At 60.2% G+C, this 13,538-nt stretch carries 9 protein-coding genes; 6 read left to right on the top strand and 3 right to left on the bottom strand.

Annotated features, from left to right (window positions below; genetic code table 11):
* Positions 1–243: AGE family epimerase/isomerase (locus WA845_RS14000; protein ID WP_337322424.1), on the bottom strand; the 243-nt coding region annotated here is incomplete at its 3' end.
* Between the two features lie 337 nt (positions 244–580).
* On the opposite strand from WA845_RS14000, the gene bcsN reads away from it, so the two are divergent.
* The 5 genes from bcsN to WA845_RS13975 all read left to right on the top strand — a co-directional run bounded on the left by bcsN (position 581) and on the right by WA845_RS13975 (position 9,683).
* Entirely contained in the window at positions 581–1,570 is a 990-nt protein-coding gene (gene bcsN / locus WA845_RS13995) for a cellulose biosynthesis protein BcsN (RefSeq protein ID WP_174151592.1), read from the top strand.
* 67 nt (positions 1,571–1,637) lie between these two features.
* Positions 1,638–3,827 (top strand): UDP-forming cellulose synthase catalytic subunit, encoded by a 2,190-nt coding sequence (gene bcsA / locus WA845_RS13990; protein WP_022563664.1) that lies wholly within the window; start codon positions 1,638–1,640, stop codon positions 3,825–3,827.
* Positions 3,824–6,313, top strand: coding sequence for a cellulose biosynthesis cyclic di-GMP-binding regulatory protein BcsB (locus WA845_RS13985; RefSeq protein WP_045534532.1), 2,490 nt, complete (start codon positions 3,824–3,826; stop codon positions 6,311–6,313). The genes bcsA and WA845_RS13985 overlap by 4 nt, the downstream gene beginning before the upstream one ends.
* The gene (locus WA845_RS13980) at positions 6,310–7,365 is read left to right on the top strand and encodes a glycosyl hydrolase family 8 (protein ID WP_045534530.1); all 1,056 of its coding nucleotides are present in this window, start codon (positions 6,310–6,312) and stop codon (positions 7,363–7,365) included. Before WA845_RS13985 ends, WA845_RS13980 begins: the two co-directional genes overlap by 4 nt.
* Complete coding sequence (locus tag WA845_RS13975) at positions 7,356–9,683, top strand: cellulose synthase (protein ID WP_045534528.1); 2,328 nt, start codon at positions 7,356–7,358, stop codon at positions 9,681–9,683. The genes WA845_RS13980 and WA845_RS13975 overlap by 10 nt, the downstream gene beginning before the upstream one ends.
* Before the next feature lie 28 nt (positions 9,684–9,711).
* Here the strand turns inward: WA845_RS13975 and WA845_RS13970 are convergent, their stop codons facing one another.
* Both WA845_RS13970 and WA845_RS13965 read right to left on the bottom strand, forming a co-directional pair.
* Positions 9,712–10,866 (bottom strand): amidohydrolase, encoded by a 1,155-nt coding sequence (locus tag WA845_RS13970; protein ID WP_045534526.1) that lies wholly within the window; start codon positions 10,864–10,866, stop codon positions 9,712–9,714.
* Positions 10,867–10,923: 57 nt separating this feature from the next.
* Positions 10,924–12,570, bottom strand: coding sequence for a GNAT family N-acetyltransferase (locus WA845_RS13965; protein WP_034498218.1), 1,647 nt, complete (start codon positions 12,568–12,570; stop codon positions 10,924–10,926).
* Between the two features lie 231 nt (positions 12,571–12,801).
* Between WA845_RS13965 and WA845_RS13960 the strand changes: the two genes are divergently transcribed.
* Positions 12,802–13,536 carry an SDR family NAD(P)-dependent oxidoreductase gene (locus tag WA845_RS13960; protein ID WP_034498544.1) on the top strand — a complete coding sequence of 245 codons (735 nt, stop codon included), beginning with the start codon at positions 12,802–12,804 and terminating at the stop codon, positions 13,534–13,536.
* Positions 13,537–13,538 lie beyond the last annotated feature (2 nt).

The following is a 13,538-nucleotide window of genomic DNA, read 5'->3' as shown; positions in this document are numbered from 1 at the left end:
TCCGTGCCAGCCATGCTGGCCGGCGGCGGCATAACAATAAGCCTGGCGCGGCTGGACGCGGGCGCGGCGGTCATCGGAAAAAACCGGTTTCGCATCCTGACCGAGCCGCTCGTAAAAGCCGCCATCCGGCCGGGCTGACCCCGCCTCCCACCACAATGGAAGGGCATCCTCGTCAAGCCATTTGCGTAATGTTCCGATCTCCTCGGCAAGTGTCTGCGCGATACTCGGAAATTGCATGGTCATGCGGTAACTCTCTGTTTTTACAGTTGAATAAATTGAGATCAATAAAAATACGTAACTATGGAGGCAAATAGACCATGTGGCATATTGCGCTGCAACCGCAAAAATTATCGATCTGACGCAAAGCCAACCCGCAGCGGCGTGATTGGTTCCACCTTTTTGCCCTTCGCCAATGGCAGCGAAAAAGCGATTCGCACGCCATAAACTATCAGAAATTACAACGGAAATTTGCGATTGCTTATTCGCAGTCCTCACGTATTTCGTAACAATGGTCTGGTCATTGGTGATTCGGTTTCCTTTTAATCTGGGCGGCGTCGGGGAAAAAAAGGGGCGAAGGGCAGTGAAATTTTCTGCCTATACTTCATTGCTGTTTTCCATTGCGGTTCTTTCTGGCTGCAATACTCCCGCGGGCGTTCGGTCGTTCGGCGGGACGCAGCTTCTGTCACCCTCCGAAGCGCTGATTTTTCCGCCGCCTGGCGGTCCCGAAATCGTTACCGTCGTCAGCCGTACTTATTCCAACGCCGTGGCGCAGCAGGTCATATTGCGTTCCGAGGCTGCTACGCCGGGACAGAATTATCTCAAGGCGGAGTTCTTCGGTCCGCAGCAGGCGGGCGATACAGATTTCGATTCCCTGGCGTTCACCGGTTTCAGGGCTTCCTCCCTCGCACGGGAAATCCGTGCGGAATTTCCCGGTGAAACTATCGCCATGTCGGCAAATTACCTGCAGAACAGTTACGGCGCGTTTTCCTATGCCGCTGGCAAGGGACGTGGTGAGGATACCTGCCTTTATGGTTGGCAGGATATACGTTCCCCCGAAAGCATGCGGCAGGATTTCCGCAATCTGGGGCGCATCAAGGTGCGGCTACGCCTCTGTCAGTCCGGCGCAAGCGTCGAGCGGCTTCTGGCGGTGATGTATAATTATACCATCACCGGGACTTATGCCTCGCCAAGCTGGAACCCCTACGGCACGCCGCAGGCGGTGGACAAAAATCTCGGCCGTCCCGGCAATCCGGTCTATCCGATAAAGTCGGAAGAGGTGCCGATGCGCCCCGGCGGCGAGGTGACCGCCAGCGTGCCGGTCCGGCCGGTTCGTCGTGCGGCGGCCACTGCCCCGGTTCAGCCGGAACAACAGCCGCTGCCGCCCGTTGCAGCAGTTAACATTCCTTCGCCGGTATCAGCGGGTGCGTCGGGTCAGCCTGCGGTGACGGCCCCGCGCGCCGCCGGCGGTGGGGCAGTCACAGGCCAACAGCAATCATCGGGCGTACCGCAGGTGTCCATTCCCTCGCCATCGTGCCTTTCCGGTTCGGGGGCGGGCCAGGGATGCAGATGATGGCGGGGACGAGAGCGGAGATGCCGGGCCGAAATTCCGGATGGGGACAAGAACGGAAAGTTTCTGGATGAACAAGGCCATCACAATCATTGTCTGGTTGCTTGTGTCGCTTTGCGTTCTGGCCATCATCACGATGCCGGTCAGCTTGCAGACCCACCTGGTCGCAACAGCAATCTCGCTTATTCTCCTCGCAACGATCAAGGGCTTCAACGGGCAGGGGGTCTGGCGGCTGGTGGCCCTCGGTTTCGGTACGGCCATCGTGCTTCGTTACGTCTACTGGCGCACGACAAGCACGTTGCCGCCGGTCAATCAGCTTGAGAACTTCATTCCCGGTTTTCTGCTCTATCTGGCGGAAATGTATAGCGTGGTGATGCTGGCGCTCAGCCTTGTCATCGTGTCCATGCCGCTGCCGTCGCGCAAGACCAGGCCCGGCTCGCCCACATACCGTCCGACAGTGGATGTCTTCGTGCCCAGTTACAACGAGGATGCGGAGCTTCTGGCCAATACGCTGGCGGCGGCCAAAAACATGGATTATCCGGCGGACCGCTTCACGGTCTGGCTGCTGGACGATGGCGGCTCGGTTCAGAAGCGCAATGCCGCCAATATTGTCGAAGCGCAGGCCGCGCAGCGCCGCCATGAAGAGCTCAAGAAGCTCTGCGAAGACCTCGACGTGCGTTATCTGACGCGCGAGCGCAATGTCCACGCCAAGGCCGGAAATCTCAATAACGGCCTTGCCCATTCGACCGGCGAACTCGTCACGGTCTTCGACGCCGACCACGCGCCCGCGCGCGACTTCCTGCTGGAAACCGTTGGTTATTTCGAAGAAGACCCGCGGCTGTTCCTGGTGCAGACGCCGCATTTCTTCGTCAATCCCGATCCGATCGAGCGCAATCTGCGAACCTTCGAGACGATGCCGAGCGAAAATGAGATGTTTTACGGCATCATCCAGCGCGGTCTCGACAAGTGGAACGGCGCCTTCTTCTGCGGTTCCGCCGCCGTACTGCGGCGCGAGGCCCTGCAGGATACCGAAGGTTTCAGCGGTGTCAGCATCACGGAAGATTGTGAAACGGCCCTCGCACTGCATTCCCGCGGCTGGAACAGCATCTATGTGGACAAGCCCCTGATTGCCGGGTTGCAGCCGGCCACTTTCGCAAGCTTCATCGGTCAGCGCAGCCGCTGGGCACAGGGCATGATGCAGATCCTGATTTTCCGCCAGCCCCTGTTCAAGCGTGGCCTCACATTCACACAGCGCCTCTGCTACATGTCCTCGACGCTGTTCTGGCTATTTCCGTTTCCGCGCACGATCTTCCTATTTGCGCCGCTGTTCTATCTTTTCTTCGACCTGCAGATATTTGTGGCCTCGGGCGGCGAGTTTCTAGCCTATACGGCGGCCTACATGCTCGTGAACCTCATGATGCAGAACTATCTCTACGGCAGTTTCCGCTGGCCGTGGATATCGGAACTCTACGAATATGTGCAGACGGTTCACCTCCTGCCCGCCGTCGTTTCGGTGATCTTCAATCCGGGCAAGCCAACCTTCAAGGTCACGGCGAAGGATGAATCCATCGCTGAGGCGCGACTCTCGGAAATCAGCCGGCCGTTCTTCGTGATTTTCGGATTGCTGGTGGTGGCGATGATCTTTGCCGTCTGGCGTATCTACAGCGAGCCCTACAAGGCGGATGTCACGCTCGTGGTCGGCGGCTGGAACCTGCTGAACCTCATCTTCGCCGGTTGCGCGCTGGGGGTGGTTTCTGAACGCGGCGACAAGTCCGCCTCGCGGCGCATCACCGTGAAGCGGCGCTGCGAGGTCAAGCTTGAGGGCAGCGACACCTGGGTGCCGGCCTCCATCGACAATGTTTCCGTCCACGGTCTGCTCATCAATCTATTCGATAACGCAACCACGGTCCAAAAAGGCGAGACTGCGATCGTCAGGGTCAAACCCCACAGCGAGGGCGTGCCGGAAACGATGCCTCTCAATATTGTGCGGACGGTGCGAGGCGAGGGGTTCATTTCGATCGGCTGCACCTTCTCCCCGCAGCGGGCCGTCGATCACCGCCTTATCGCCGACCTGATTTTTGCCAATTCTGAGCAATGGAGCGAGTTTCAGCGTGTGCGACGCAGGAACCCCGGTCTCATTCGCGGTACGGCGACCTTCCTGGCAATATCGCTCTTCCAGACGCAGCGTGGTCTCTTTTATCTGGCGCGCGCGCTGCGGCCGGGTTCCAAGGCCGTCAAACCTGCTGGAGCCGTAAAATGACCGGCCGCGGACCTATCAGGCAGTCGCTGACAGTGATGATCTGGGGTGCAGTCGCGACGAGCGCCATTGCGCAGTCATCCCCCTTCGACATGTCGCCGGAGAGGCCGGCCCAGACCGCGCCAAAGCCCGCGGAGCCGCCCGCCATTTCTCCGGTGGAACCGCGTCGTGAGCCGGAGGTCCCGACGCCGGTGCAGCCACCTGTTCCGCCACCCTTCGCGGCTAAGCCTGCGCCTTCCTCCGACGTGACGGCCCAACCGCCGCCGGTTCCCCCAGTGACCGTGCCCGCGCGCCGGGAAAGCATCTCACCCGGTTCCATGCCCGCCTCGTCTTCTTCAGCCGATGGCCGCCGCCGCTATATCCTTCCCTATGAAAAGCTCAGCCTTTCGGGCGAGATGGACCGGCGGCAATGGAGTATCTATCTGACGCCAGAGCAGGTGAATGCAGCCGTATCGCTGAATGTCGGTTATCAGAACGCGATCGTTGTTGCCCCGGAAAGCTCGAACTTTCAGGTCAGCGTGAACAATGTCGGGCTTGGGGCAGCGCGTATCGAGGCGCCGGACAGCCAGGGGAATATTTCCCTCAAAATTCCGCCCGGTGTCCTTCAGGTCGGCGCGAATGTCGTGTCGCTCGGGGTGCAGCAGCGCCACAGAACAGATTGCACGATCCAGTCCACTTATGATCTATGGACCGATGTCGATCCTGCAAATACCTTCATAGGCTTTAACGCCGATGTTGCAGGCAGTTTCGCCAACATCGACGACATCCAGGCGACCGGACCTGATGGCAAGGCGACGACGTCGATCGAAATCGTGGCACCGGCGCTCGGCAATCCGGCATTTGCGGATTCTCTCCTGCGTCTTTCGCAGGCGCTGGCGCTCAGAACCCAGATGCCGAACCAGACTGTCCGTTTTGTGACGGCCCCTCCCGTCGAAAGGAAAGCGGGAACGCTTTCGGTCCTCGTCGGCACGGCTCGGGAAATCGCCGGCATGGCCGGAACTTTGCCACCTGAAGCATCAGCGGGCGCTTTCGCAGGCTTCGGCAGCGCCGTCGCGGGCGGAGCGTCGCCGCTTCTCGTCACCGGTCCGACCCCCCAGGCGGTGCAAGCGGCGATAGAGACACTGTTTTCCTCGATCTCGCGAACACCGGGCGCTCAGCGAGCCACTTTTTCGACGCGCAGCTGGCACGCACCCGATGTGCCACTGATCATGTCGGACCGTCGGATCGCGCTTTCGGAACTCGGTATCGAAAGCAGCGAGTTCAGCGGCCGGCGTTTCCGCAATGAATTTTACATCGGCATGCCCGCCGATTTTTATGCGTCGGCCTATGGCGAAGCGTCGCTTCTCCTGGACGCAGCCTATTCTTCGCAGGTGTTGCCCGGCAGCCATGTCGACATCTATGTCAATGACCAGATCGCCTCCACCGTGCCGATCTCCAATAATGGCGGGGGTATTTTCAGACATCTGCCGATCAATGTGACAATGCGGCACTTCAAGCCCGGTCCGAACAAGGTGACCATTGAAGCGGTGTTGATGACGGCGCTGGATCAGGCCTGCGCACCGGGTGCGCCAGCGAGCGCAACGCCCCGTTTTGCATTGTTCGATACATCGGAAATTCATATTCCGGACTATGCGCAGATTGGTCGCAAACCCGATCTCGCTGCTATGGCTGGCGCCGGGCAGCCCTACCGCACTGGAACTACTCCCGTCGCCCTGTCTCTTGATCGTTTTGACACGGACACGATGTCGGCGGCGGCCACGCTCATCAGCCGGCTGGCGAGCGTGGCGGGGCATCCGATCGACATTGAGACCGTCGCGTCGCCATTGGTAATCGGCGACCGGGACGCGTTGTTCGTTGGTACGATCTCACAATTTCCGCAGGCTTTGATCAGCCAGTTCAACCTCGTTCCCTCCAGCCAGATCTCCTGGAAAGTGGGAGCCGGTGTTCAGCAGCCTGCGCAAAACAGTGAAAACCTCTTTAATGACTGGCGTGAACGGGTCGACGGCGGCATCTGGGAAGGACAGGTTTCGTCCTTTGAGGAATGGATGAAGCGCAACTTCGACCTGAGTTCGGATACATTGCGCTTCCTGCCTGCAGCCGAGCAGCCCTATGCGCCGCCTGCCAATGTCTCTTTCATGCTGGCCCAGGGACTGAGCCCTTCAGGTGAAGGGGTTTGGACGCTTGCAACCGCGCCAAGTTCGGGAGAGCTTTTGGAGGGCATGGCGGCGATGACGCGTGAAAACCGGTGGGGTGGCGTCACGGGGCGTGTCGCCGCTTACGACGCAGGTGCTGAAAAAATCGAGACCGTCGAAGTGGAACGGCCATATCTTTATAGCACGCGGCCATTTTCCTTCTCGAACTTCAGGCTGATTGCGGCAAACTGGCTGTCTTCTAACGTTCTCTCCTATTCATTGGCCTTCATTGGTTTCGTGTCGCTCCTCGGTCTCGCAACGTTTGCCATGCTGCGCATGATGGGGCGACATCGATGAAGAGCGGAATTTCGAAACTGGCCGGTGTTGTCGTCCTTTCCATCATGACGTTGCTGACAGCCGTTTCAGCGGGCCGCACCGCGTCGATCCCGCCGGAGGCATGGTCGGCCTATAAGAGTGCGTTTCTCGATCCCGGTGGCCGCATTATCGATACTGGCAACGGCAATATCAGCCACAGCGAGGGTCAGGGTTATGGCATGTGGCTTGCCGTGTTGTCCGACAGCCTCGCCGATTTCGAGCTGATCTGGAGTTTCACACGCACCGAACTGCTGGTGCGGGATGACGGACTGTCCGCCTGGAAATGGGATCCGCGCACACGTCCGCATGTGACCGATATCAACAACGCTACGGATGGCGATATCCTGATCGCCTATGCGCTGGCGCTGGCTGCCGGGCAATGGAATCGGCAGGATTACGCCGAGGCATCCACAGCCATGGCATCCGCCATCCTCAAAAAAACCGTGGTTCAACGCGCAGGGCGTTCGTTACTCCTGCCGGCTGCAACCGGTTTTGGCGAGGGGGACCGGGATGACGGTCCGGTGGTTAATCCGTCGTATCTGATATTCGAGGCCTTCCCGGTTCTCAATCTCGTCGCGCCGTCGCCGCTCTGGAAAGCGGTAGCCGATGACGGGGTGACGCAGATTGGTGCCTTTGCCTTTGGCGAGAGGAAACTACCGGCCGACTGGGTATCGGTGCGGACGCGAGCCCAGCCGGCATCGGGTTTCCCGCCGGAGTTCGGTTACAATGCGGTGCGCATTCCACTTTATCTCTCGCGGGCGAATATCGGCTCGCCCGAGCTGCTCAACCGGCTGAAGAACGGCATGACGCTGGAAAGCGGTGCGGCTGGCACTTTCGATCTGAAGAGCGGAGCGGTCAAGGATGTGCTGTCGGACCCCGGCTATCGCATCATTCCGGCGCTCGCGGCCTGTGTCGCAGGCGGGGTCGCCGTTCCGGAAGAACTGAAGAGCTTTCAGCCAACACTTTATTATCCTTCCACATTGCACCTTCTGGCATTGTCGTTTCTGGCAAGGAATAACGGGGAATGCCGATGAACAAGCCTTTATCGACTTCGGCCCTCATCCTGCTTCTAGTCGCGCTTGCCGCCTTCCACTGGCGTGACAGCATTCTCGGTCGCGTGTCGGACGTCCACACCTCCGCGGTGGGGGACAATCGCGCCGCGCAGCGGATATCTCCTGCGGCAAATCCGGCGCAAATCAACGCTTTTGTCAAGAATCGCGAGATGGCGCAGTTAGCGCAGTCCTCGACACCGCCGGTAACGGTGCCGGTAACCGAGCCGCGACCGGTGCCACAGACCGGCGCCCAGACCGTGCAAACACAGACGGCGCAGGCGCCTGCCGCGCGCGTGGCGGAGCCGGCGTCGGGTGATATGCCGGAAGTCGATCTCAGCGCATTGCGCTATTTCGCCGCGAGAGGCGATACGCAACGCCTTCAGGCCGAAATCGCGCGACTTCGCACGCTTTATCCAAACTGGACGCCACCGGCTGATCCGCTTGCTGTTCCGGAAAACGGCGATGCAAAGCTCGATGCCATGTGGCAGCTTTATACCGATGGCCGTTATGCCGAGGTCAGGAAGGCGATTGCCGACCGCCAGCAGACAGAGCCTGGCTGGCAGCCGCCGGACAACCTGACCGGCATGCTGTCTCTGGCCGAGGCGCGTCAGCGCCTCATCAACGCGTCTGACCTCAAGCAATATGCGACGGTGGTGGATACGGCCGCCAATAATTCCGGTCTGCTGACCTGCAGCGAGGTCGACGTTCTGTGGCGTGTTGCCGATGCCTTTGCCAATACGGACAGGATGGCACGGGCGCGCGACGCCTATCTCTACATTCTCAACAATTGCACTGTCGCAAGTGACAGGCTCGCCACTGTGCAAAAGGCATCCGCGCTGCTGCCGGCGGAAATGATGGGTGAGCTTCTGGCCAAGGAAAAGCCCGGCGCCGATGGACAGCTGGAATTCGAGCCGGTCAAGAACGATCTCGCGCGCCAGTTCGTGGCGAAGGCAGGAGAGAAAGAGGGGATCACCGTCCCTTCTGCCTATCTGATGCGGCTTGAACGGCTTGCCGAAACGGAAAAGCGCGCAAGCGACGCGCTGCTGCTCGGCTGGTACAATATTCGCCAGAAAAATATGGCAGAGGCCGAAAAGTGGTTCCGCAAGGCGCGAGAGGAAGAGGACAGCGCGTCGGCCTCGCAAGGGCTGGCGCTGGCGCTGATCGACCGCAACGAGCCGCGTGAAGCCGAGGACGTCATGTACAAATGGCGCGCGACATCCGACGATGCGCTCGCAACCTATCTTGCCGCAACCGCCAATCTTCTCGCGCTGGAGCCGCCCGTCGTGCTGCCGCCGGATGTATTGCAGCGCATTGCAGCGGAAACCGTCGCGCGCAAGGACGCGGCGACGGCACAACAGTTCGGCTGGTATTCGCTTGCGTTCCGTCAGAGCCAGCTCGCCTTGCAATGGTTCAGCACTGCGCTTGGCTGGAAAGCGGATGATGAGCCGTCTGCCTATGGCGTGGCACTGAGCTATCATGACCTGCGCAACCTCGCTGGCCTGCGGGGCATTCAGCAGCAATGGGCAGGTCGCTCGCAGCGTATTGCCGATGTGGGTACCGCACGCATGGTGGATCAGTCCGGCCAGCCGGTCGTGGCGGTAACCGCGCCGCCTCTCGCCACCGCCCCGCAGCAGACCGCGCCCGTGCCTCAAACGGCGCAGGGAGGGACGGTGACCTATGTTCAACCCGTCGTCCAGGCGCCTGAACCGTCACGCAAGCAGGCGAGACTGTCTTCGCCAGCGCAAAGAGCAAACAACACGGCTTCGCGTCCACGCTCTTGTGCCGCCTATCCTGATCCGCAGCGATTGCCGCCGCAGCAGGCGCTCGATCTCGGCTGGTGCCTGATGGAGACGAATAGACCGGCCGAGGCGCTGAAAGCCTTTGAAGCCGCCATTGCCGGCGGTCAGTCGAGCGTCAAAAGCGATGCGGCCTATGGTCAGAGCCTCGCCTATCTGCGCATGGGGCTGACGGACCATGCTGCGGTCTCGGCGACGAAATCGCGCATGGATCGTCCGCGAGCCACGGAGCTGCAGGTTTCGATCCTTGCCGATCGCGCGGTTTCCGCCTTCCAGTCGAAACGTTATGCCGAAACGCTTCTGCTCCTCGACCAGCGGGCTCGGCTGGCTGACGAGCGTGCTGATCTAATGGTGCTGCGCGGTTACTCCTATCTCGCCATGCGCCGTTATGGGGAAGCCGCCCAGATATTCGAAAGCCTCGCCTCCATCGGTAATCGCGATGGCATCAGGGGGCTCGCGGCAGTGCGCGCCGCCCGGCCGAGCAACGGTCCGCAAGGCGGTTGACAGCGGCCGGCGTGCAGCCGGCCACGGCTTATTTCCCGCCGGTGAGATTACGAATGAGCCGCATGAAGATGCGCGCACCGATACCGATCAGTGCGTCCGGAAAGTCGTAATCGGGGTTGTGCAGATTGGGATAGTCCCGGCCTGCGCCGAGAAAAAACATCGCCGACGACGAGACGCCACGGAAACGGCCGAAATCCTCGGAAGCGCGCATTGGCAGACCTTCGGAACCGTGGGAGATTTTCTCGTCGTCCAGCGCCTGCCGGATATGATCGACGGCGTCCGGGGCGTTTTCGCAATGCAGGAAAATATCGTCATAGGTGATATCGAGCGCCAGCCTCTCTTCGTCTGCCACCCTTTTTGCGAGCGTCTCCGCGGCGTTGCACAGGTTTTCCATCCGGTCGTCGGTCAGCGTTCTGAGTGTCGCCCAGATTTCCGCGTCAGCCGGGGAAATGCCGAAGGCCGCTTCCCCCATGATCGCGTGGGTGATCGTCACCATCGAAAAATCCGGTGCCGGCGGAAAACCGGAACCGAGATCGCTCAGGGACGGCATCAGCCTGGCAATCGCCCGCATGGGGGAAATGCCGTGTTCCGGTGAGGAGGCATGTGCCGTCTTGCCCGCTAATGTGATTTTGATGCCGCGCGATGCGCAATTGACCGGCCCTTCCACCACGCTGACATGGCCGAAGGGCAGGCCGGGGAGGTTGTGAAGTGAAAATGAATAGTCCGGTTTTATCTCCGTAAAGCGGGGATCGGCAATAACGGCGGCTGCGCCCGCACCGGTTTCCTCCGCCGGCTGAAAGAGAAGAATGACCCGTCCTGTCTCCGGCCGCTGGCGGGCAAGGCCAAGCGCCAGTGCCGTCAGAATGGTGGAGTGGCCGTCGTGACCGCACAGATGGCCTTTTCCATCGACGCTCGAACGATATTCAACTTCACCCTTTTCGTGGATAGGCAGCGCGTCGATTTCCGAGCGGATCAGAACCGAGGGGCCGCTTCTGCCGCTGTCATAGACAGCCGCCACGCCATGGCCGCCGAGGCCGGCAAGAAGCCGGTCAGGTGGTGCCTGCTCAAGAAAGGCATGGACGCGGCGGGCGGTTTCTTTCTCCTCTCCGGAAATTTCCGGATGGCGATGCAAATCGTGGCGAAGCTCAATGAGATCGAGCATGTCCTTATTTGTCAGAAACATCAAAATTCCCTGCAGGTCGGTCGGCGTTTTGCTGCCGCAACTTACAGATCATTGTCTTCAATGCAAAACCTTTGGCGGGTGCCAGCGCTTGCCCGCCGTTTTCGGTTTGACGGTGAGCGGGATGACATCGGCAGGGAGTGGGATCTTTGTTTTCGTCAGTTCCAGCCGCGCAAGCGCGGCCCGCGCCTTCTCCGCATATTCGAGATGTTGGGCCTCGTCCGAATGATAATGCTGCAATCTTTCAAGGATTTCGGCACCTTCCATCTTTCTTTCGGCGGCGATGAGAGCAACGGCGCATTTGTAGAGCGCTTCGCGGTGGAACGGCGCGCGATTGGTGACCTGGCGGAAGGCCTCGGATGCCTCGTGATAATGCTGTTGCGCCAGCCGTGCCTCACCGATGCGGAGCCAAAGCAGAACCGGGTCCTGGCCGCTGGCGAGAAGCGCCAGGAAGGCGATTTCCGCCTCCCGGAACTCGCCCCGATCAAGAGACAGGTTGGCCAGCCCGAATTGGGCACCGGAATGACCGGGCGCTGCGGCAAGCACCTGGCTGAAGGCGATGCTTGCGGCAGCCTTCCTGCCCGCCTTGTAAAATTTGAGTCCCTGTTCGTAGACAAATCGGATACTGCGCGGGTGAAGCGTGCCGCCGAGATTATCACCCGAGCGGGTGCGAAACAGCGTGCAGCTCAGCTTCTGCTCCTCCGGCCCGAAGAAATATTTATAGGGCTCGTTGCCACGCAGGAAGTCGTAGGTCTTGAAACCCTGCTCGATTGCCCTCCGGATGCAGTGCCCGTGCAGCACGAGACCGGGGGAAGGCGTCTTCCAGTTCTCGTCGCGGCCGGTGATGTAGAACATTACAGATTTTTTCCGGCGATCGATGATGTTGGCGAGTGCGCCAAGCGGCTGGTCGCCGAACCACAGCACAGGTACCTCTAGATCACCGCGAATATAGACATCCATCAGCATCTGGCGGGTCGCGCCGATCAGGAGCTCGGTGCGTTCCCTGCCCTTATGCGGCGCCCAGCGGATGCGCCAGAAATCGAAGAGGATGTCCATGTCCCGCTTGATGGTGTCTTTCGTCGCGAAGCTGATGCGATATTCGTCCCCGCCCTCGACCTTTCTCATGAAACGCCTGAGCTTTTGCCGGGTCTGGCTGCTCATGTGGCTTTCAAGATACCCGTCAAACGTGTCCGGCAGGGTCACCACCGGGCAGATGCAATTGTTGATGTTGTAGGGGTTGGTCGGCATATTGTCGCGGAACATGACGAGCGGGCCCTGAAGCGCCCTGATCATGGCATCGCGCCGTTCCGGCGGGCCTGAAAGATAATCGAGTTTCAGCTCGGTCCAGTTCTGTTGTCTTATATAGGCGCAGAAACCGGCGACGGCGTGATCTTCATAGTCCGGCAGGGTGATGAAACCAGTATAATCCGCGGCAGCATTGCCGGCCATGACGATGCTGTCGTGAAAGCGGCCGGTTTTCTTGTCGGGTTCGGTGACGATGCGCAGCGGAAAAAACGCCACATAGGGCGAGCCTTCCGAACGTTCCCTCAGAGCCAGAACGAACCAGCGCCTGCGGCGCGGCATGTAATCGCGCAGCCAGCCCCAGGAGAGAAAATGCCGGGCATGGGGATCGGCCATGAACACCGATTCCCAGTTTTCCCGAACCGCCTCGAAGCCGGCGTCGGTGTCAATGATGTCGATGCGCATGTGTCCCCCTCCCAATACAGATCACACATTCGGGAGGTTTCATTTTATGGGCAAATGATCCGCTTCAAATATTCCCTTCGGGTGAAACCCCCGCATCAAATGGGATTAGCCCGCGAGCGGCCTTACTTCGCCCACCGCGACAAAAAAGCCCTTGTCACCCGGCCGAAGCGCTCTAACATGCGTGTTGAATGCGAGGCCGGCTCAACGATCCGCATGGCACAGGAGTTCTCTATGGCTGTTCCTTACATGCTTCTGACCGGTGCCAGCCGGGGAATTGGGCATGCCACCGTCAAGCTGTTTCAGGAAAAGGGCTGGAGGATCCTGACCGTTTCGCGGCAGCCCTTTTCCGAGGAATGCCGTTGGCCCTCCGCACGCGAGAGCCATATCCAGGCCGATCTGGAAGACCTGTCGCGGGTAGAAGATCTGGCAGATGAGGTGCGTTCACGCCTGCCTGAAGGAAAGCTTGCGGCGCTTGTCAACAATGCCGGAATTTCGCCGAAGGGCGAAGGCGGAAGCCGCCTCGGTGTGATGGATACGACGGCGGATATCTGGACGCGGGTGCTCAATGTCAATCTCGTCTCAACAGCGCTGCTCGCCCGCGCGCTCCTGCCGGAGCTGGAGGCGGCGAGAGGCTCGATCGTCAATGTCACCTCCATCGTCGGTTCGCGGGTTCACCCCTTCGCCGGTGTTGCTTATGCCACGTCGAAGGCGGCACTCGCCGCACTGACGCGCGAACTGGCGCATGAATTCGGTCCGCGGGGCGTTCGAGCCAACGCGATTGCGCCGGGGGAAATCAATACTGCCATTCTGTCTCCAGGTACGGCCGAGCTGGTGGATGCCCAGGTTCCGCTCGGGCGGCTCGGCACCACGGCGGAGGTGGCACAAACAATCCTTTTTCTCTGCTCGGAACAGTCCAGCTACATCAACGGCGCGGAAATCCACATCAATGGCGGACAGCACGTCTGACG

The organism is Agrobacterium sp. CMT1, from assembly GCF_037203725.1.
GTDB classification, from domain to species: domain Bacteria; phylum Pseudomonadota; class Alphaproteobacteria; order Rhizobiales; family Rhizobiaceae; genus Agrobacterium; species Agrobacterium pusense.
This window is presented reverse-complemented; position numbering and strand designations above follow the sequence as displayed.

Coding starts and splice junctions, on each gene's coding strand:
- WA845_RS13975 (WP_045534528.1), top strand. CDS start 7,356: ATGCCGATGAACAAGCCTTTATCGACTTCGGCCCTCATCCTGCTTCTA.
- WA845_RS13980 (WP_045534530.1), top strand. CDS start 6,310: ATGAAGAGCGGAATTTCGAAACTGGCCGGTGTTGTCGTCCTTTCCATC.
- WA845_RS13965 (WP_034498218.1), bottom strand. CDS start 12,570: ATGCGCATCGACATCATTGACACCGACGCCGGCTTCGAGGCGGTTCGG.
- WA845_RS13960 (WP_034498544.1), top strand. CDS start 12,802: ATGGCTGTTCCTTACATGCTTCTGACCGGTGCCAGCCGGGGAATTGGG.
- bcsA (WP_022563664.1), top strand. CDS start 1,638: ATGAACAAGGCCATCACAATCATTGTCTGGTTGCTTGTGTCGCTTTGC.
- WA845_RS13985 (WP_045534532.1), top strand. CDS start 3,824: ATGACCGGCCGCGGACCTATCAGGCAGTCGCTGACAGTGATGATCTGG.
- WA845_RS13970 (WP_045534526.1), bottom strand. CDS start 10,866: ATGTTTCTGACAAATAAGGACATGCTCGATCTCATTGAGCTTCGCCAC.